The organism is Protofrankia sp. Cas3 (genome assembly GCF_963555955.1).
In the GTDB taxonomy this organism is placed as follows: domain Bacteria; phylum Actinomycetota; class Actinomycetes; order Frankiales; family Frankiaceae; genus Protofrankia.
The window spans coordinates 25639-43841 of record NZ_CAUVXP010000016.1; the positions used below are offsets into that span (position 1 = coordinate 25639).

16 protein-coding genes and 1 tRNA gene are annotated in these 18203 nt (G+C 69.4%); 7 read left to right on the forward strand and 10 right to left on the reverse strand.

Annotated features, from left to right (window positions below):
* Positions 1-4: 4 nt before the first annotated feature.
* Genes U9983_RS05245 through nth form a run of 3 tightly spaced genes read right to left on the reverse strand, consistent with a single transcriptional unit; the run spans position 5 to position 2228 of the window.
* Positions 5-502 (reverse strand): cupredoxin domain-containing protein, encoded by a 498-nt coding sequence (locus tag U9983_RS05245; RefSeq protein ID WP_322752933.1) that lies wholly within the window; start codon positions 500-502, stop codon positions 5-7.
* A gap of 53 nt (positions 503-555) precedes the next feature.
* Positions 556-1398 (reverse strand): CoA pyrophosphatase, encoded by an 843-nt coding sequence (locus U9983_RS05250; RefSeq protein WP_322752934.1) that lies wholly within the window; start codon positions 1396-1398, stop codon positions 556-558.
* A 26-nt stretch (positions 1399-1424) separates the two neighbouring features.
* Complete coding sequence (gene nth, locus U9983_RS05255) at positions 1425-2228, reverse strand: endonuclease III (protein ID WP_416211278.1); 804 nt, start codon at positions 2226-2228, stop codon at positions 1425-1427.
* 52 nt (positions 2229-2280) lie between these two features.
* Between nth and U9983_RS05260 the strand changes: the two genes are divergently transcribed.
* Entirely contained in the window at positions 2281-2517 is a 237-nt protein-coding gene (locus U9983_RS05260) for a hypothetical protein (RefSeq protein ID WP_322752935.1), read from the forward strand.
* Between the two features lie 221 nt (positions 2518-2738).
* Complete coding sequence (locus tag U9983_RS05265) at positions 2739-3428, forward strand: Crp/Fnr family transcriptional regulator (protein ID WP_322747713.1); 690 nt, start codon at positions 2739-2741, stop codon at positions 3426-3428.
* A gap of 237 nt (positions 3429-3665) precedes the next feature.
* Here U9983_RS05265 and U9983_RS05270 read toward each other — a convergent pair whose 3' ends face one another.
* The 5 genes from U9983_RS05270 to U9983_RS05290 form a co-directional block, all read right to left on the reverse strand.
* Positions 3666-7535: a tetratricopeptide repeat protein gene (locus tag U9983_RS05270; RefSeq protein WP_416211279.1), complete on the reverse strand. Its 3870-nt coding sequence runs from the start codon at positions 7533-7535 to the stop codon at positions 3666-3668.
* A 252-nt stretch (positions 7536-7787) separates the two neighbouring features.
* Positions 7788-8693, reverse strand: coding sequence for an MBL fold metallo-hydrolase (locus U9983_RS05275; protein WP_416211280.1), 906 nt, complete (start codon positions 8691-8693; stop codon positions 7788-7790).
* A 31-nt stretch (positions 8694-8724) separates the two neighbouring features.
* The gene (locus tag U9983_RS05280) at positions 8725-9618 is read right to left on the reverse strand and encodes an NUDIX hydrolase (RefSeq protein ID WP_322752936.1); all 894 of its coding nucleotides are present in this window, start codon (positions 9616-9618) and stop codon (positions 8725-8727) included.
* 3 nt (positions 9619-9621) lie between these two features.
* Positions 9622-10128, reverse strand: coding sequence for a RidA family protein (locus U9983_RS05285; RefSeq protein WP_322747695.1), 507 nt, complete (start codon positions 10126-10128; stop codon positions 9622-9624).
* Positions 10125-10292 carry a DUF4177 domain-containing protein gene (locus U9983_RS05290; RefSeq protein WP_322747694.1) on the reverse strand — a complete coding sequence of 56 codons (168 nt, stop codon included), beginning with the start codon at positions 10290-10292 and terminating at the stop codon, positions 10125-10127. The genes U9983_RS05285 and U9983_RS05290 overlap by 4 nt, the downstream gene beginning before the upstream one ends.
* Before the next feature lie 182 nt (positions 10293-10474).
* Here U9983_RS05290 and U9983_RS05295 point away from each other — a divergent pair, with 182 nt between their 5' ends.
* The gene (locus tag U9983_RS05295) at positions 10475-11494 is read left to right on the forward strand and encodes an ArsA-related P-loop ATPase (protein WP_322747710.1); all 1020 of its coding nucleotides are present in this window, start codon (positions 10475-10477) and stop codon (positions 11492-11494) included.
* 14 nt (positions 11495-11508) lie between these two features.
* Positions 11509-12711, forward strand: coding sequence for an ArsA family ATPase (locus U9983_RS05300; RefSeq protein ID WP_322752937.1), 1203 nt, complete (start codon positions 11509-11511; stop codon positions 12709-12711).
* Positions 12712-13153: 442 nt separating this feature from the next.
* Here the strand turns inward: U9983_RS05300 and U9983_RS05305 are convergent, their stop codons facing one another.
* Positions 13154-13510 carry a WhiB family transcriptional regulator gene (locus U9983_RS05305; RefSeq protein WP_322747691.1) on the reverse strand — a complete coding sequence of 119 codons (357 nt, stop codon included), beginning with the start codon at positions 13508-13510 and terminating at the stop codon, positions 13154-13156.
* A gap of 383 nt (positions 13511-13893) precedes the next feature.
* Between U9983_RS05305 and U9983_RS05310 the strand changes: the two genes are divergently transcribed.
* The gene (locus U9983_RS05310; protein ID WP_416211281.1) at positions 13894-16380 is read left to right on the forward strand and encodes a penicillin-binding protein; all 2487 of its coding nucleotides are present in this window, start codon (positions 13894-13896) and stop codon (positions 16378-16380) included.
* 36 nt (positions 16381-16416) lie between these two features.
* On the opposite strand, the gene U9983_RS05315 is transcribed toward U9983_RS05310, so the two are convergent.
* Positions 16417-16872 (reverse strand): GatB/YqeY domain-containing protein, encoded by a 456-nt coding sequence (locus U9983_RS05315; RefSeq protein WP_322747688.1) that lies wholly within the window; start codon positions 16870-16872, stop codon positions 16417-16419.
* A 128-nt stretch (positions 16873-17000) separates the two neighbouring features.
* On the opposite strand from U9983_RS05315, the gene U9983_RS05320 reads away from it, so the two are divergent.
* Together U9983_RS05320 and U9983_RS05325 are read left to right on the forward strand one after the other, a co-directional pair.
* The gene (locus tag U9983_RS05320; RefSeq protein ID WP_322752939.1) at positions 17001-17942 is read left to right on the forward strand and encodes a metallophosphoesterase; all 942 of its coding nucleotides are present in this window, start codon (positions 17001-17003) and stop codon (positions 17940-17942) included.
* Positions 17943-18040: 98 nt separating this feature from the next.
* Positions 18041-18117: transfer RNA gene (locus U9983_RS05325), tRNA-Pro, on the forward strand.
* Positions 18118-18203: the final 86 nt, after the last annotated feature.

The window sequence follows — 18203 nt, forward strand, 5'->3', positions numbered from 1 at the left end:
TCCGTTAGCTGATTGTTAGTGTGCCACGCATGTTCGGGTGGATCGTGCAGACGAACGGGTACTGCCCGGGTTGATCCACTGTAAATGTCACCGATCGCGGTGTATCCGTCGAGGCGTAGTTGGTTCGGGCGGTCGGAATCGTCGGGATCACGAAGTTGTGCAGCGGAGAGCCGTGTTCGACGGTCAGGTTCACCGTGATTTTTCCGGGTTTCGCGATCAGTGTTGAGGGCGAGAACTCAAGCGATGCGGTGCCCACGACGTCGAAGATCTGGACGCCATTTTCGATCTTCGGTGTGGCGCTCGGTGCGGCTGTGGCCGCACCGGCCGGCTGGTCGCTTCCGCAGCCGCTGAGGCTGAGGCTGAGGAGCAGCGCCGCAAGGACGACGCTGATCGCAGCGCGACCAACGCTCGGTCCCATCCGGATGCCGGCCGGACGCCTACCGGGCACATCGGGTCGGGGCTGCGGGCGCCGGGAACTGCGCGGGCCCGTCGTTGCGCTCATGCTTGCCTCCGGTCATTCATCGAGCTGCCTGACCGTATCGCCCGGGTGCGCACTCATTCGGAGTCACCCGTCGGTTCCGGCGCCCGACTGGCGGTGGGCACTGCGGTGGGCACTGACATGACAGGTGCGGGGGCCTCGACCTGCTCGGCCGGGAGCCATGGGCGCTCCCAGCCGCCCATCCGCAACAGCGCGTCGAGTAGTCCGCCGGTGAAGCCCCAGATGAACATGTCGTGGGCGCGGAAGGCCGGGCCCAGATAGCCGGTTCGCGCGTGATGGACCAGCAGCCGGTTCGCCGGATCCGCGAGCGTCGCTACGGGTACCCGCGCGACCGACGACGTCTCGTTCGGGTCCATCGCCGCCACCGGGCACGGCGTGTGCCACCACGCCAGCACCGGCGTGACCAGGAAGTGGCTGGGCGGCAGGTAGAGCGCGGGGCCGGTAGCCACCACCCGGACACACTCCGGGTCCAGTCCGACCTCCTCGTGTGCCTCCCGCAGCGCGGTGGCGGCCGGGGAGACGTCGGTGGGGTCGGTGGCGCCGCCAGGGAACGCCGGCTGGCCACCGTGGCTGCGTAGGTCGGGCGCACGCTGGATGAGCAGGATGTCCGCCCCGTTCGGGCCGTCTGCGAGCACCATGAGGACGGCCGCCGGCCGGGCGTCGCCCGCAGCCGGTGCCCGGGCGCGGGAGAGATCGTCGGGACGGGCCGCACTGAGGGCTTCGGCCAGGTCGGTGAGCCAGCCAGGCTGGTCAGGCCCGGCCGGCACAGCGGGCCGGCCGAGCTCGACGGAGCGTTCCGGCGCGGCACCCCCGGCGGCCGGCCGTGCGGTCGGAACCCCCCGAGGGCCCGGTGCCGGTCGGGGAGTTTCGGATCTGTCCGGATGCGGTCCGGTGCTCAACTGACCGGTGCTCAACTGACCGCTGCTCAACTGACCGCTTCGACGTCCCCGCGGACGAGCCGCGCGGCGTCCTGCGGGGTGGTCGGGCCGAGGCCGAACGAGGGGCACAGACGGGCGACACCGCACGCTCCACATGCAGGGCGGCGGGAGTGGCAGATCCGTCGACCATGAAAGATCATCCGATCGGAGGCGATCGTGTAGTCGCGCCGCTCGAGGAGTTCGGCGAGGTCGCTCTCGACCTTGACCGGGTCGGTGTTGGCGGTGAGGCCGAACCTGCGGGACAGGCGCCCGACGTGGGTGTCCACCGTGATCCCGGGTATGTCGAAGGCATGTCCGAGTACCACGTTGGCGGTCTTGCGACCAACACCGGGCAGGGTCACGAGGTCGTCGAGGCGGCCGGGCACGGTGCCGGCGAAACGGTCGACCAGAGCGGCGCCGATGCCGATGATCGAATGTGTCTTCGCTCGGAAGAAGCCGGTCGGCCGCAGGACGGCTTCGAGCTCCGCGCGGTCCGCCCCGGCGTAGTCGCCGGCGCTGCGATACCGCGCGAACACTGCCGGCGTCACCTCGTTGACCTTCTTGTCCGTGCACTGCGCGGACAGGACCGTGGCGACGAGGAGTTCGAGCGGGTTGCCGAAGTTCAGCGCGATCCGGGCATCCGGGTGGAGTTCACCGAGCATCCGGACGATCTTACGGGCTCGGCGTGTCCGCGCCAGCGGGCTTTCCGTGGCGGTGTCGACGACGGCGGGCACGCTCCCAGGGTAGCGGGCGAGCCGATCACGCCAGCCGTCGGCCGGCGTGGCGGGTGTGTCCAATGTCGCAGGACACATCCAGACCCCACGTGTTGGTTACGCACAGTCGTCCGTCACCATAGTGCCCGCCATGTTTCTGATTGCCGCGATCTCCTTCCCCCTCGTGCTGCTCGCCCTGCTGCTGGCCATGGAGCGGGTCGAGCGCCCCCTGCGTGCCGCCGATACGGGGCAGGGCTTGGAGGGCTTCCTTGACAACGCCCGGCCGGACGAGGTGAGCACCTTCGTCTCCCAGGGTCTTCCGGTGGCGCTGGAGCGCTACCGCCGACGTTTGCGGCGATCGCCGCCGGGTAAACATCGAGCGGTGTGAAGGTGGCCCACATTTGGACTTCCGTTGATTTTTCTCGTTTTTCTGACTACAGAGTGTTATGCATCCTCTCGGTGTGTGCCTGTATCGGCGCATGATCCTGGCTGCGGGCGGGCTGGTCGAGCCTGAAATACCCCGATTGGGCGGACCTGTTCAAGACCCGACAGCCTGTCACGGCTTTCAGGTCGTGCCCTTTGGCTCCACTCCTGGCATGCTCGGACGCCGTGGACGATCTGCTTGCCCGTGTTCCCATGTTTGCCGGCCTATCCGAACAGGATCGGCAGGCCCTTAATGATCATCTCGAACGCCAGAATGTTACCCGAGGCGACGTTCTGTTTCGCGAAGGTGAAACCGGAGATCGCGTTTTCGTCATCCTCGCAGGAAAGGTCAAGATCGGACGCGCCGCACCCGACGGCCGTGAGAACCTCCTGATGGTGATGGGTCCCGGGGACCTCTTCGGTGAACTGTCGTTGTTCGATCCGGGCCCTCGCACGGCCAGCGCGACCGCGGTGACCGACGCATCGTTGGTCTCCCTGGAGCACACCGCGCTGCGGCCGTGGCTGGCCACCCGCCCCGAGGCGGCGTCGCTGCTGCTTCGGGTACTGGCACAACGCCTGCGGCGAACCAACGACTCCATGGCCGACATGGTGTTCACCGACGTGCCTGGACGAGTGGCCAAGGCCCTTCTTGATCTGGCTGAACGGTTCGGTGAACCGGCTCAGCCAGGCAACGAGGCGGCCGGGGTCCGCGTCGAGCACGGCCTCACCCAGGAGGAGCTCGCCCAACTGGTCGGGGCGTCCCGCGAAACGGTCAACAAGGCGCTGGCGGATTTCGCCACCCGCGGTTGGCTGCGGCTGGACTCCCGTGCGGTCGTTCTGCTTGACCGGGAACGGCTCGCCCGGCGCGCTCGCTAGATCCGGCCTGAAGGGGGCACAGGCCGGCCCGCATCCCACACCAGCGGGTCCAGGCAGCGCACCTGTGCGCTGCCTGGACCCGCCTTGACACCTGAGCTGTTTTTACACCTGAGCTGTCGTGAGACCCGAGCTGTCGTGAGACCGCACCGCTTCGAGATCGGTCCGATCCGACACTTTGCGCTTGATCCACCACTGTGTGCCCGAGCTGCTGCTTTGAGCCCTCTGTTGCCGGTAGCGCTATGCTTGTCCGCTCGGCTCCGCGGCCAGTCTGGGGATGATCGGTGGGGACGTCGGGGGTATGGCCAGCGGCGCCGTCGGCGGCCCGGTCGGTTGCCCGGCTGCCTGCCCGGCCGGCACCATCGTCAGGCCCGTGGCGCAGCTGTTCACCGGCACGTCGGGGCCGGGCGCAACGGTTGGAACGGGCGCAACGGTTGGAACGGGCGCAACGGTTGGAACGGTTGGAACCGCGGCGAGCAGGCGGCGGGTCTGCGGGACCTCACTCACCGCGCCTGTCGCGGTCGCCGCGTCCAGCGCCTTCTCGTAGGCGGCCCGGGCCTCAGCGGGTTTCCCGCTGGCGACCAGCGCGGTGCCCAGCGCCCGCCAGGCCAGCACCTGGGCGCGGACGTCCTCCGCCTCCACCTCGACCGCTCGCCGGGCAATGGCCAGCGCCTCGGCCGGCCTGCCGGCGTCGAGGAGGGTGCCGGCGAGGTGAGCGTAGGCCTGCCGGCGTGGGAACAGCAGGGTCGCCGGTTCCCCGGCGGCCAGTGCCTCCTCCAGCAGACTGATCGACTCCTGTAGTCGCCCGCGGGCCCGGGCGACCTGGGCGACCAGTACCTTCGCCCCCAGCTGCGCCTGGGGTTGCAGCTCAAGACCGTCGAGGGTTTCCAGGGCGAGGGACGCGGCCTGCTCGGCCGAGTCGATGAGCCCGGCGTCGAGCCGGGTCAGCCCCAGCAGGACCAGAGCCAGCGCACCCACGACCGCGTGGCGGCCCATGTTCGCGGCGGCATGAGCGTCTTCCAGGTGGGCCGCGCCGCGTTCCGGGTCGCCCGCGCCGCGGGCGGCGAGCCCCTTGGCCACAAGGGTGAGTGCGGCTCCCCAGGTGTCGCCGGTGGCGTGGAACAACTCCGCCGCGCGCTCGGCCCCAGCTTCGGCCTCGGCGACGTCCCCGAGTTCGGCGGCGGCGACCGCGTCGATGGTCAGACATACGGCCAGGCCCCATCGTTCGCCCAGCGCCTCGGCCATCTCGATCAGCTCACGCGAGATCTGGCGGGCCCGGCTGAGTTGACCTGACAACAGCCAGACCAGCGCTTCGGTACCGGCGCACCAACCCAGGCCGCCGGTGTCGTCCAACCGCCTGAAGACCTCGGAGGCGTCCCGCAGATGTTGCTCGGCATTCGGGTAGTCCCCGCGGGTGGTTGCGCTCCAGGCGAGGTGCTGGAGGGCCCAGCCGACCCCGCGTGGGTCGCCGACCCGGCGGGCCAGGGTCAGCGCATCGGTGAACCGCTTCTCGGCGTGGCGCACCCGGCCGGCGGCGTACTCCACCAGGCCGAGCTGGCGCAGAGTCGCCGCCACCAGCCGGTCGCTGCCGGCGAGCTGGGCCTGTTCCAATGCGGTGACCAGCGCGGCCGCGGCCTGCTCGTCCCGACCCTGTTTGTGTCGGAGATCGCCCAGGACGCGGTACGCGGCCGCCCGAAGCTCCGGTGTGGTGACCCGGAGCGCGGGCCGAAGGGTGCGTTCAGCCTCGTCCAGCCGGCGCAGCGATGCCAGCGCCTCGGCGTGCAGCACGACTGCCCCGAGATCGTCGAGCTCGCTGATGACACCACGGCCGAGCCGGCGGGCGCTCGTGATCAGATCGCTGGCGCCGCGATGGTCGTCGCGGGCCAACGCCGAGCGGGCGACCCGCACCAGGGCGTGGAACCCGGGTTCGCGAGCCGACCACGCGGGGTCCGTCGGGGCAAGCGCCATCGATGCGGCCAGGTCGTGCGCGCGTTCGGCGTGGTGTCCGACAAAGGCCGCGACTTCGGCCTCGGAACCGTTGAGGAACTCCACCCCCCATTGTGCGGCCGCTGCGTGCCGGCGGGCCCGTTCGACCTTGGGTAGGCCGGCGTAGGCCACGTCGCGGGCCATCGGATGGACGAACGTCCACAACGGCTCCGCGGGATGCGCGGGCCGCAGGAGCTGGCGTTCGGCGAGGGTTGCCAGGGCACGGTGGACCTGGTCGCTGCGGCGGTCCTCCAGCGCGGGCAGCGCGTCCGCCGGGAACCGGCTGCCGAGCACCGACGCGGACCGTAGGACGGCCTTCGCGATCGGGTCCAGGTCGTCGATGCGGGCGGCCAGAACCGACTGCACCCCGGCCGGCAAGGTGGTCTCCGGCAGGGATCCCTCAAGGACCCAGGAGGACGGCTCGATGCCCGCCGCCTGGCGCCGGCGCGTCCGTTGCACGGTGGAACCCGATGCGTCGAGTTCCTCGGGGCGGACCGACACCGGGTCCGCGCCCTGTGGACCCCGGTGCAGCACACCGCGGTCCACCAGCAGGTTCAGGAGCTCGGTGAGGAAGAACGGGTTGCCGTGCACCCGCCCGAGCAGTGCGGCGCGGGCGTCCTTGCTCAGTTCGGCGCCGCCGAGGTAGTCGCGCAGCAGTCTCGCCGCGGCGGCCTCCGGCAGCGGCGCCAGGGCGAGTAGCTCCGGGTTGGGCAGCCCGGTCAGGGGCGGGGCCTCACGGTCGAGCAGGACGAGCAGGATCGGTCCGCGCAACCGGCTGGCGAAACGCCGTAATCCCTGCCACAGCGCGGTTGTCGCCCACTCCAGATCATCCAGGATGATCATCAGTGGGCCGTCGTCGGACAATCCCCCGAGCAGCACGGCGACGTCGTCGACGATCGCGTCGACAGCCCGGACGGCGGGATTGTCAGGACGACCGTCGCGGCCCGCCGGATCACCCGGCGGGGTGTCCGGCGTGACCGTTGAGCGGCCCTCGGGCGGGACGCCCAGCAGGGCGAGCAGCTTGTCCGCGATACCGCTGGGGATGCGGGTGCGCGCGGCCGGGTGCTCCAGGCGGCTGACGGTACGCCGGACCCGTTCGGCGACCCGGTCCGGGCTGTCGCCCTCGCCGACCCCGGATGCCGTCCGCACGATGTCCATCAACGGCGCGAGGTCACGCCCGTCGCCGTGCCGGACGGTGCGCCCCCACAGCACCCTTGCGTCGGGCGCAGCGCCCACCCGGCGGGCGACCTCCGCCGCGATGCGGGTCTTGCCGATCCCGGCCTCACCGGTGACGATCACCGTCCGCGGCTGGCCGTGGGTGACGACGTCCCGGAAGGCGGACACGAGCACCGTGAGTTCCTGGTCGCGGCCGGTGAACGGGGCATCGTCACCGTGACCGGGCCGGGCGACGTTCGACGGCCGCAGGCTGACCAGCTCGTAGGCCGGGACGGGTTCGCGCTTGCCCTTGAGCTTCAGCGCCGGCAGCCCCCGCCAGGTTGCCACCGAGGTGGTGGCGACCACGGTGTGGTGCCCGGCGTACACGGCACCGACTGCCGCCGCGTCGGACAGCCGGGCGGCGGTGTTGACGGTGTCGCCGATCACCGTGTAGCTCAGGGACGCCTGGATGCCGGCCAGCACCTCGCCGGTGTTGATCCCGACCCGCAGGCCGAGATGGCGCCCGCCCCCGGCTTCGTCGGTGACCAGCCGGCGGACGGTCTCCTGCATGGCGGCGGCTGCGCGGACGGCCCGCTCCGGGTCGTCCTCGTGCGCGGTCGGCGCGCCGAACACGGCCATGATGCCGTCGCCGGTGAGATTGTCGACCCGTCCGCCGACCTCGGCGACATCGCGGGCGAGCGCGGCGAGTACCCGGTCGGTGACCTCGCCGACCCGCTCGGGGTCGAGATCCTCGGCCCACGCGGTGAAGTCCGAGAGGTCACCGAACAGGACGGTGACCACCCGGCGCTCGGCGCCCTCGTCCGCACCCAGGCCGTTTTCGGTCTGGAGGGGCAACCCGCAGTGGAAGCAGAAGCGCCCGCCGGGGACGGTGGGTGTGCCGCAGCGCGGGCAGCGCAAGGTTCCGGCGATGGGCGATGTGATCATCGGCACGCCCTGCGGCCGGGGCATGGCAACAGCATCGAGCCGGCTTGCCCGGTATGCGGGTGTTGCCGGTATCGCGTCCAGAGTCGAGACATTCTGGCGCGGTCGGACAAATGCGGAGCGTTACGCACGGGTAGTCGCCTCCCGGCCGCGAGCATAAGCCAACCGGACGAGATCCTCTGTTCTTGCTGATCTTAACTGCTTTCGGATGGCCGGGGAGCTACCTGGGATGTCCGGAAGAAGTCGTGTTCTGCTTCGTACAGTGATAATTCGGCTACCTCAACAGGACGGTCGGGATGGCGGGCGCAGATACTCGACCTGGGCGCGGACCGAGAGCTCAGCCGCCGGCCACAGCGCGGGGTCCACGTCGGCGTAGACCCGACGGACGATCTCCGGGGCCGTTGCGTCACCTGCCTCGAGCGCCGCGCGGACCGCCTGCAGGCGGGCCTCCCGGTGCGTGAGGTAGGCCTCGGCCACCCGCCCAGCCGATGCCAGTTCGGGCCCGTGACCAGGAAGGACCATGGCGTCGCCCAGTTCGCGCAGGCGCCGGAGGCTCGCCAGGTAGTCGCCCAGTCGGCCGTCGGGATGTGCCACCACGGTGGTGCCCCGCCCGAGGATCGTATCGCCGGTGAGAACCGAGACTCCGTCGTCGGTCGGGCCGGTCGGGCCGGTCGGGCCGGTCTGGCCGGTCGGGCCGGGGCCGGCTGGGGCGGCACGGCGGTCGCCGGTGAGGACGAACGACAGCGAATCGCTGGTGTGCCCCGGCGTCCCCAGCACGCGGATCTCCACGCCGGCAGCCACGATCACGTCACCTGCGGCCAGCCCCTCGTCGCCGAGTCGGTGCGTGACGTCCAGGGCGCGCACCGGAGCATTTGTCAGGTCGTGCAGCGGTGCCGCGCCCTCACTGTGGTCACGATGGCCATGGGTCAGCAGGATCATGTCAACGGGTCCCGCCGCGACGATCGCGTCGAGATGGCGCGGGTCGGATGGGCCGGGGTCGACGACCACAGCGCCGGTGGCCCCGGGGGCACGCAGGATCCAGGTGTTCGTGCCGTCCAGCGTCATCGGGCCCGGGTTGGGTGCGAGCAGCACAGCCGCGAGCGCCGTCACCTGCCGGGGCAGGCCTTGCCGGGGCATGACCTGCGGGGGCATGACCTGCGGAGGCATCGCCGGTCCGGACGGCATCGCAGCCGCAGCCACCACCCGTCCGCGATCGTCAGCCGATCGAGTCATGGTCGGCGTCGTGCTGGAAGACGAGGCGGGCCCCACCATCGTCAAGTGAAATCTTCGGCATGATCGGTTGGATGGCCCGGGTCCCGGCAGCCGTCAGGACCGCCTCGACGCTGTCGTAACCGACCAGCTCGCCGAGGGTGTAGGCAGTTGGTGGCATGAGGTTCAGCCGGTCCGCGATGAATTCCTCGAGCGCCGCCGCCGGCGACGTCCACAGCAACCGGTCGGACTCGCCGGGGATCTGGCGGGTCCGCTGTGTGGCCGGCATCGCCGCGACGAAGAACCAGGTGTCGTACCGGCGGGGTTCGACCTCGGGCGTGATCCAGCGTGCCCACGGGCGGATCAGATCGACTCGCACGCCGAGACCGCGGCGGGCCAGCACGGCGGCGAGGTTGGTCGTCCTGCTCTCCAGAGCGACGCGGTCAGCCTCCCAGCTCGGGTCGCTGACGTCGGCGGATGTGCCCCCGTCCGGTCCCGCGAGCAGGACACCGCTCTCCTCGAACGTCTCGCGTACCGCCGCGCAGACCAGTGCCCGGGCCAGCGCAGGTTCGGCCCCGGGCGGCAAGGTCGCCTCCGCAGCGCCGAAGCGGTCCAGCTCGGCGTCGCCGTCCGCCTGGTCGACCGTCCCGCCCGGAAAGACGTACATGCCGGCGGCAAAGGCCATCGTGGACACCCTGCGCAGCAGGCAGATCTCGACCCCGGAGGCGCCCGGCCCGCCGCGGGCGGGACGCAGGAGTACCACCGTGGCGGCGGCGCGGGCAGGTGCCGGTGTGTCGAGACCGGGGCGGTAGGACCGCGCCGCTTCGACGAGGCTGGCCGGCAGCCGCTGGGGCAGGCGCCGGAGCTCGTCCTCGGTCACTCCGTTCGTCGGATCCGCCATTCGTCAGATGTTAGAACAGATGGTGGCGACCAGCTCGATCTCGACCGGGGCGCCCAGCGGCAGGACGGCCACGCCCACGGCGGAGCGAGCATGGCGTCCGGCGTCGCCGAACAGTGCCGCGAGCAGCTCGCTCGCGCCGTTGACCACCGCCGGTTGGCCGGTGAAGGCGCGCACGCTGGAGACGAAGCCGACGACCTTGACGATTCCGCTGATGGCGTCGAGACCGCCGGCCACCGCGGCCGCGGCCGCAAGCGCGTTCAGCGCGCAGACGCGGGCCAGCTCGGCGGCGCGCTCGGGGGTGATCAGGCCGCCGTCGACCACTGCGCCGACCGGGCCGTGGTCGGTGAGCGTGCCGTCCACCAGCGGCAGTTGCCCGGCCGTCCACACCAGATCGCCGTGGCGACGGGCCGGCACGTACGCGCCCGCCGGCACGGGTACCGCTGGCAGCGCCAGGCCGAGCGCGGCCAGACGCTGCGACGGGGTGGCCGCTGCGGCGTCCGCGGGCGTCATCTCGCCGAGGCGTTCGTGGGGCGCTTGAAGTAGGCGACCAGGCTCTCCGGATTGGGGCCGGGCACGACCTGGACGAGCTCCCAACCGTCCGTCCCCCAGCTGTCGAGGATCTGCTTGGTCATGTGGATCAGTAGCGGGGCTGTCGCGTACTCCCAGGTCGTCATGACACGAGACCTTAATGGTCTATCGCCGGGACATGGCGGAACGTAGCGGCGGACATGAGGTCCGAGCGCCACGCATCCGTCGTGCATCCGTCGTGCATCCGCCTGCATCCGCCGGGAAGGGGCCGGCCAGGCCGGGTACGGTCGTCGGTGTGACGCCGCAGGACACCGTGCCGCCGGATGCCGTGCCGCCGGATGCCGTGCCGCCGGAGGTCGCCCGAGGGCCGTGGTCGTGCCGCCTGCATGTGGTCACCGGCAAGGGCGGTACCGGCAAGACGACCGCCGCCGGCGCGCTCGCGGTTGCCCTCGCCACCGGCGGTCGGCGGGTGCTGCTCACCGAGGTCGAGGGGCGTCAGCAGATCGCGCAGCTGTTCGACACCCCGCCGCTGCCCTACGCCGAGCGTAAGGTGGCAAGCGCTCCCGGTGGCGGTGAGGTGTTCGCGCTCGCCATCGACGCGGAAGAGGCGCTGCTGGAATACCTGGAGATGTTCTACAACCTGCGCCGCGCAGGCAAGGCGCTTGGCAAGATCGGCGCCATCGACTTCGCCACCACGATCGCGCCCGGGGTCCGCGATGTGCTGCTCACCGGCAAGGTGAAGGAAGCGGTGAACCGTCCGGACGCGACCCGTTCCGGCGGCAAGGCATATGACGCCGTCGTTCTTGACGCGCCGCCGACCGGTCGGATCGCCCGGTTTCTCAACGTTAGCGCAGAGGTCGCCGGACTGGCAAAGGTGGGTCCGATCCGTACCCAGGCCGACAGCGTGATGGCGGTGATGCGATCCGCCACCACAGCCGTGCACTTCGTCACCCTGCTCGAGGAGATGCCGATCCAGGAGACGGTGGACGGGGTCGCCGAGTTGAAAACCGCGGGCCTCGCGGTCGGTGGCGTTATCGTGAACATGATCCGGAAGCCGTTACTGGCGGCCGAGGACATTGAGCGGGCCGGCACCGATAAATTGGATCTTGAGGAACTGGCGGCGGGCGTGAAGGAGGCCGGCATTCTGCCGAGCGCCGAGCTGATCGGCGCTCTCGCGACCGAGGCGGCCCAGCACGCGCGCCGGGTGCGGCTGGAGACGGCCGAACGGGCTGAAGTCGAGGCGCTGGGCCGTCCCGTCTACGAGCTGCCCCTGGTTGCCGATGGAGTGGATGTCGGTGTGATCTACCAGTTTGCCGAGCTGCTGCGCACACAGCGGATGGTCGGATAACGCGGATGGATGGGATGAGCGGGACGCACAGGCAGCTCTCACAGCGGCCGTTGCCCGCGCCGCCGTTGCCGGTACCGCCGTTGGATGTCGATGCGATGCTTGACAGTGAGAAGATCATTGTTTGCTGCGGATCGGGTGGCGTCGGGAAGACCACCATCGCCGCGGCGCTGGCCCTGCGCGCGGCGGAACAGGGCCGCCAGGTGGTCGTCCTGACGATCGACCCGGCGCGTCGATTGGCACAGTCCATGGGCCTGACGGAGTTGGACAACATTCCGCGGGAGGTCGCCGGGGTCGACCGATCGGCCGGTGGCCGCCTCGACGCGATGATGCTCGACATGAAAAGGACGTTTGATGAGATCGTTCTGGTCCACGCAACTCCGGAGCGGGCCCGGCAGCTGCTCGACAATCCATTTTACCAGTCGTTGTCGTCATCCTTTGCCGGTACCCAGGAATACATGGCGATGGAGAAGCTCGGCCAGTTGGACGCGACGGGAGACTGGGATCTCATCGTCGTCGACACCCCGCCGACCCGGTCGGCTCTGGACTTCCTCGACGCGCCCACCCGGCTGGGAGCATTTCTGGACGGTCGGCTGCTCCGCCTGTTGCTCGCCCCGGCGAAGGCCGGGGGGAAGATGTACCTGAAAGTCGTCGGGGTCGGGCTCGGCGTGTTCGGCAAGATCCTGACCAGGATTGTCGGTGCGCAGCTCCTGGCGGATGTCAGTCAGTTCGTGGCGGCCATGGAAACCATGTTCGGCGGTTTTCGCCAGCGCGCCGAGCAGACATACCAGTTGTTGGGTGCGCCCGGCACCTCATTTGTCGTGGTCGCCGCGCCCGAGGCTGCCGCCCTGCGGGAGGCGTCCTACTTTGTCGACCGGCTGGATTCGGACGGAATGCCGCTGGCGGGCCTCGTCATCAATCGGGTTCACCCGGTGCGCCGCGGGGCCCGCGGGCTGACCGTGGAACGCAGCCTCGCTGCGGCGGAAACACTTGTCGAGCACGCCGAGCATCCGCTGGCAGCGGCGGTATTGCGGGTCCATGCGGAAAGAGTACGGCTGTCCACTCGCGAGAACCGGTTGCGCGAGCGTTTCACCAGCGCGCATCCTGATACGCCGCTGGTCGAGGTCGACGCGCTTGCCGGAGATGTTCACGATCTTGCTGGACTACGCGAGGTCGGTGCCGCGCTCGTCGGGGAGTACGTTCTCCACCATGCCGGCTGACCTGATCAAGGGCCGGCGATAGCGGACGCGGCGTCGCAGGACGGGGGCACGCACCTCGCCACCTGAATATCGGGCCAAAGGGTGCGCGACGATCGTCAGATCGCGCGCCCGGAGGCCGAAGTCCCCGGAACGCTGTCGGGCCTCCCGGGACGCCGTCATCGAGAAGTTGTCTCTTCGGGGGCGTCGCCATCCCGCGCACCTCATCGGGGTGTGATAATGAGGTGCGAGGGACGAGTCGGAGGCTGGATCGTCAGACTGGGGGCTAGGGTCCGTCCGATGGATATTGGTCGATGCGAGCGATGATCCAGAAAGCGGCCCGCGAGGCGGAGGAGGAGCCGATAGTGGTGTTCTATCGGTGACGACGACAACGTGGCGGGGCGCCTTCCGGGCATTGATCCGCGTGATCGAAGATCCATCGGACAGACCCTGAGTGCGGACGGTCCTAACCCGCGGAGGCGGTCCCATGATGGGCACGCGCGTCTGCGAGCAGCTTCCGCCAGGACGCGACATCGGGCCGCCGCCGCAGAAGTGCGCGGCGTTCCCGTTCAGTCATGCCGCCCCAGACTCCGAATTCGACTCGGTTGTCAAGGGCGTCGGCGAGGCATTCGGTCCGAACGACGCATCCAAAGCAGCGAGTTTTCACCCGATTCTGCGCGGCACCCTGGACGAAGAGATCGTCGGGGTCCAGATCGCGGCAGGCCGCGTTCGCTGTCCAGTCGCCGTCGACGGTCGAGCCGATCAGCTGGGTTGTGCTGGCACGTCGTGCGGCACTGGTGCGGGTAGCCAGGCTGCTGGTCATGCCACCTGCCTTTCTTCTCGAGTCCGGGTCAGGGGGCCCGTGCGGGTGGTGACGTGGCTTCGCCCGAAACCGTACGGAGCGCCCTTGCCACGGCACAGACCCCACACGGGTGGTTGTTCAAATGACCCGTCCGGGCCATTGATCCGGGTCGTGAATGTGGTGCGTTCTGTCACTGGTTCGTGTCGTCCGCGTGACAGTCACGTGTCTGGCGGCTGGGGTCATAGGCTTGTGCCGATTGCGCGGCCGAGTGGTCGCGAGGGGGGCCCGTTTGGAGGTTCCCGGACGTGACAGCGACGACGGAGTCACACCGTCGGTATCCGGAGCCTCCGGCCGGTTCCGGTCGTTCCGGCACCGCCAGGCGCGGCGCACCCGCCGGCGGTCGCATGCCGGCGAGGCCCCGGACGCTTCGGTCGCGGGTCCGGAGAGCTGTCGGCCGGGCCGCGCGGTTCGTGATCATCACTGGGCTGGCCGGCGTCCTGCTTGCCTTCGTGGCGGTGCCGTTCGCGGCTCTGGTGGGTCTGACGGCCAAGGGCGGGGCCGACTCGTTCCTGGAGCTACCGGCCAATCTCACCGTTCCGCCGTTGCCCCAGGCCTCCCGCATGCTGGATTCCCAGGGAAATGTGATCGGGTACCTGCGGGGTGAGCAGGACCGGGAGATCGTGGCACTTGACCAGGTGCCGATGGTGATGCGTCAGGCAATCATCGACATTGAGGACTCTCGTTTCTACGAACACACCGGCCTTGATTACAAGGGATTGATCCGGGCCTATGTAACCAACCAGGAATCCGGTTCGGTCACGCAGGGTGGCTCCACTCTTACGCAGCAGTACGTGAAGAACGTCCTGCTCCAGGCCGCGACCACCAGGGAGACGAAAGAGGCCGCGACCGAACAAACGGTCAAGCGAAAGCTTCGTGAAGCGCGTTACGCGTTGTACCTCGAGGACCACCTGAACAAGGATCAGATTCTCGAACGGTATCTGAACATAGCGTACTTCGGGGACGGCGCCTACGGTGTGCAGACCGCGGCGAAACATTACTTCAACGTGGACGTGAGTCAGCTCACCCTCCCGCAGGCGGCAGTGCTGGCCGGCCTGGTGAAGAATCCCACGGCCTACAATCCGGTGCTGCATCCGCAGGCTGCGACCGTCCGCCGTGACATCGTCCTGGATCGTATGCACGAACTCGGCCATCTCAGCGACGGCCAACTGAGCGAAACCCGGGCAATGCCCTTGAAGCTGAACCGCCCGCCCCAGGCGGTAGACCCCTGCCAGCTGTCGTCGGTTCCGTTCTTCTGTGCCTATGTCCGGCGCACCCTGCTCGCGGACGACCGGTTCGGCGCGACCCGGGCGGACCGTGAGCGGTTGCTGTTCGAAGGCGGTCTGACGATCCGTACCACGCTCAATCCGGTTGCCCAGGCCGCCGCGCAGAACGCCGTGACCGGGGTTCTGCCGCCGGGTAACCGGGTCGCCGCGGGTGTGGCGATGATCCAGCCTGGTACCGGAAAGGTGCTGGCGCTGGCCGTCAACCGGGTCTACGGACCGTCCTCGGACGGGCTGGCGCCGGATCGGACCACCGACTTCACCCACACAAAGCAGATCATTCCGCTCGAGGAGACCTCGTTCTCACCGGGGTCGACCTTCAAGGTCTTCACCCTGGCGGCGGCCATTGAGAAGGGGATGCCGCTGGGCACGACGTATTACTCGCCGGTGTGCTATCACTCGAATGTCTTCAACAATCCTCGGGCAGAGGGGAGCACGCGGGCGAGCCCCGCGGACTGCTTCGGCAACGCCGACCCCACCGAGGCCGGTCTGTACTCGATGACGACGGCAACCTGGCATTCGGTGAACACCTACTACATCCAGCTCGCGGAGAATGTCGGCATCCAGAACACCGCCGAGATGGCGCGCAGACTCGGTGTGACGTCGTGCCGGGTGCAGGATCAGACGCCGACTCTCAGCCAGCGCTGCCCGTCCGGCGGTATCGGATCGCGCGACGGTTCGGCCGTCCTCGGTTCCAACGAGATCTCCACGATGGACCTGGCGACCGCCTACGCCACGCTCGCAGCTCGTGGCGTCCGCTGCGATCCACAACCATTTGAATCGATTACTCAGCGGGTCGGCGGTACGGACCGGCCGGTCACCTACACGACGCCCCAGGCGTGCCGCCAGGTGCTCGCGCCAGACGTTGCGGACAAGGTCACCTCGGTACTGGAGGGGGTCATCCTGCACGGGACCGGAGCGAAAAACGCGCAGATCGGCAGACCTGCGGCCGGCAAGACCGGGACGGCGCAGGGCTTCAGTACCGCGTCGTTCGCCGGCTACATCCCGCAGCTCTCCGTCGCGGTGACCCTCGCGGACCCCCGGTCGCCCACGACCTACCCGCTGCGCAACGTGCAGGGCCTCAACCAGGTCTACGGCGGTGACCTGCCCGCCGCGGCGTGGGCGAGAACCATGCGCGGCACGATCGACGGGCTCAACCTGCCGGTCGCGGCCATGCCCGCTCCCGACGACAGCGAACCCAATCCACCCAAGGAGATGCTGCCCGATGTCGTCGGTCAGAACGTTCTTCTGGCGCGGGTGCTGTTGACCGCGCAGGGTTTCCGGGTGACGGTCCAGCAGGTCGACAACCCGGCGGCGGCGGGTACGGTGCTGGCGATGAATCCGTCGGGCGGCCAGGATGTCGAGGCTGGCTCGAACGTGGTGCTGATGGTCTCGCAGGGTCCTGACTCCCAGCCCCGATCGGACGGCGGCGCAACCTCAACCCTGTCGCCGGGCGCGGCGACGGTACCCACTCAACAGCCCGCGACGGTGACTCCGAGCCCGACGCGCAGGCGAGGCAAGAGCATCTTCGACGTGTTCAGCGGGAACTGAGGTGTTCAGCGGGAACTGAGGTGTGGCCCGATCGTGTCAGGAGGTCAGCCGGGCACGGACCAGGGCGGACACCCGGGATCCGTCCGCTCGCCCGGCCACCTCGGACTGCACAGCCTTCATCGCGGCACCCATCGCCTGCTGGCCGGAGAGGTCCTGCGCGGCGAGCACTCTCTCGATGATCAGAGTGAGCTCGTCGTCGCTCAACTGCTGGGGAAGGTAGCCGGCGAGGATCTCGCCCTCGTTCCGCTCCTGTTCGGCCTGGGCCGCACGCCCGGCTGCGGCGAACGCGTCCGCGGCTTCGCGCCGCTTGCGGACCTCGCGGGTGAGCACCTTCGCAACGTCGGCGTCGGACAGCTCCCGTGCGCTGCGACCGGCTACCTCCTCGTCCTTCACCGCGGCCATGGCCATCCGTAGAGTGGAGGTACGCAGCGCGTCCCGGGCCTTCATCGACGTGGTGAGATCCGCCCGCAGGCGATCCTTGAGTTCGCTCACGCGACCTGACCCTAACGCCTCCCGGGCGCCCTGGTGTTCACGATCGTCAGGCTGCCCGTGGCCGTCTGCCCGCGTGGCGCGGCGCGGAGAACGCCTGCAATGGGCGGAACCTGGGCCACACTGGTCCAATGACGAGTGTGCGACGGTTCTCCTCGGGGACGCTGCGAAGGGCCGCCGGGCGTGCGGCCACCGGGCTTGGCGTAGCAGGTGCGGTGAGCCTTGCCTACGCCGCAGGCTATGAGCGGACTGCCTACACGCTGCGCCGTCTGGTGGTGCCGGCGCTTGCTGACGGGGCCGGCCCGTTGCGCATTTTGCACATCTCCGACCTGCATATCACCCCCAAGCAGCGCGGAAAACTTGCGTGGATCTCGGACCTGGCCCGGCTGATGCCCGATCTCGTGGCCCTGACCGGTGACGTGCTGTCGCATCCGGATTCAGCGGAGCCGACCCTGGCGGCACTGTCCTCGATGTTCGGCTTTCCCGGTGTGTTCGTACCGGGGAACAACGATTATTTCGTGCCGACGCTGAAGAGCCCGCATCACTACTTTTCGTCGAAGGACGACACCATGCCGAAGGGGCCTCCGCTGAACTGGGCGGCGTTCGCCAAGACCCTGGCGGCCGACAGCGGATGGATCGACCTCACCAACTACCGGACTGTGATGCGCGTCGCCGGACGGCAGATCGACGTGCGTGGCGTCGACGACGCCAGGTTGTGCAGGGACGATGTGCCTTCAGTGCTCGGTGCCCGGGACGACGCCGATGTCGATCTGCGGCTGGGGCTGTCACACACTCCGGAGCCGCGGGTTCTGGACGCCTACACCGCCGACGGGGTGGCGCTGACCCTCTCGGGCCACACCCACGGCGGCCAGATCCGGGTGCCGTTCGCCGGGGCGCTGGTGACCAACTGCGGCATCGACCGGGCCCGTGTGCGCGGACTCTCCCGGTACGAGGCGGGCGGGCGGACGTCGTGGCTGCACGTGTCCGCTGGCCTGGGGACCTCGCCGTTCGCGCCGATTCGTTTCGCCTGCCGACCTGAGGCTACTTTGATCAGCCTCACCGCCGCGGCCTGAGCGCTGGCCGGTGCCCGGCGCCGCTGCCCGGCGCCGGTGCCCGCGCCCGTACCCGTGCCCGTGCCCGTCGGTGGATCAGGTAGACTTCGTGATGGTCGCGGGGTGTGGCGCAGCTTGGTAGCGCGCTTCGTTCGGGACGAAGAGGTCGTGGGTTCGAATCCCGCCACCCCGACCATCTGTTCTCGCAGGCCATGGACCCTCCGGTGGAGGGTCTTCCTCGTTTTCGAGGTCCGGCTCAGGCTCGGAGGTCAGCGAAAAGTC

Bases quoted from the DNA above. Each gene is read 5' to 3' on its own strand.
- U9983_RS05310 (WP_416211281.1), top strand. From the start codon at position 13,894: ATGCCGGCGAGGCCCCGGACGCTTCGGTCGCGGGTCCGGAGAGCTGTC.
- U9983_RS05285 (WP_322747695.1), bottom strand. From the start codon at position 10,128: ATGACGCCCGCGGACGCCGCAGCGGCCACCCCGTCGCAGCGTCTGGCC.
- U9983_RS05320 (WP_322752939.1), top strand. From the start codon at position 17,001: ATGACGAGTGTGCGACGGTTCTCCTCGGGGACGCTGCGAAGGGCCGCC.
- U9983_RS05305 (WP_322747691.1), bottom strand. From the start codon at position 13,510: ATGACCAGCAGCCTGGCTACCCGCACCAGTGCCGCACGACGTGCCAGC.
- U9983_RS05280 (WP_322752936.1), bottom strand. From the start codon at position 9,618: ATGGCGGATCCGACGAACGGAGTGACCGAGGACGAGCTCCGGCGCCTG.
- U9983_RS05245 (WP_322752933.1), bottom strand. From the start codon at position 502: ATGAGCGCAACGACGGGCCCGCGCAGTTCCCGGCGCCCGCAGCCCCGA.
- nth (WP_416211278.1), bottom strand. From the start codon at position 2,228: ATGTGTCCTGCGACATTGGACACACCCGCCACGCCGGCCGACGGCTGG.
- U9983_RS05270 (WP_416211279.1), bottom strand. From the start codon at position 7,535: ATGCCCCGGCCGCAGGGCGTGCCGATGATCACATCGCCCATCGCCGGA.
- U9983_RS05300 (WP_322752937.1), top strand. From the start codon at position 11,509: ATGAGCGGGACGCACAGGCAGCTCTCACAGCGGCCGTTGCCCGCGCCG.
- U9983_RS05290 (WP_322747694.1), bottom strand. From the start codon at position 10,292: ATGACGACCTGGGAGTACGCGACAGCCCCGCTACTGATCCACATGACC.
- U9983_RS05260 (WP_322752935.1), top strand. From the start codon at position 2,281: ATGTTTCTGATTGCCGCGATCTCCTTCCCCCTCGTGCTGCTCGCCCTG.
- U9983_RS05275 (WP_416211280.1), bottom strand. From the start codon at position 8,693: ATGCCGTCCGGACCGGCGATGCCTCCGCAGGTCATGCCCCCGCAGGTC.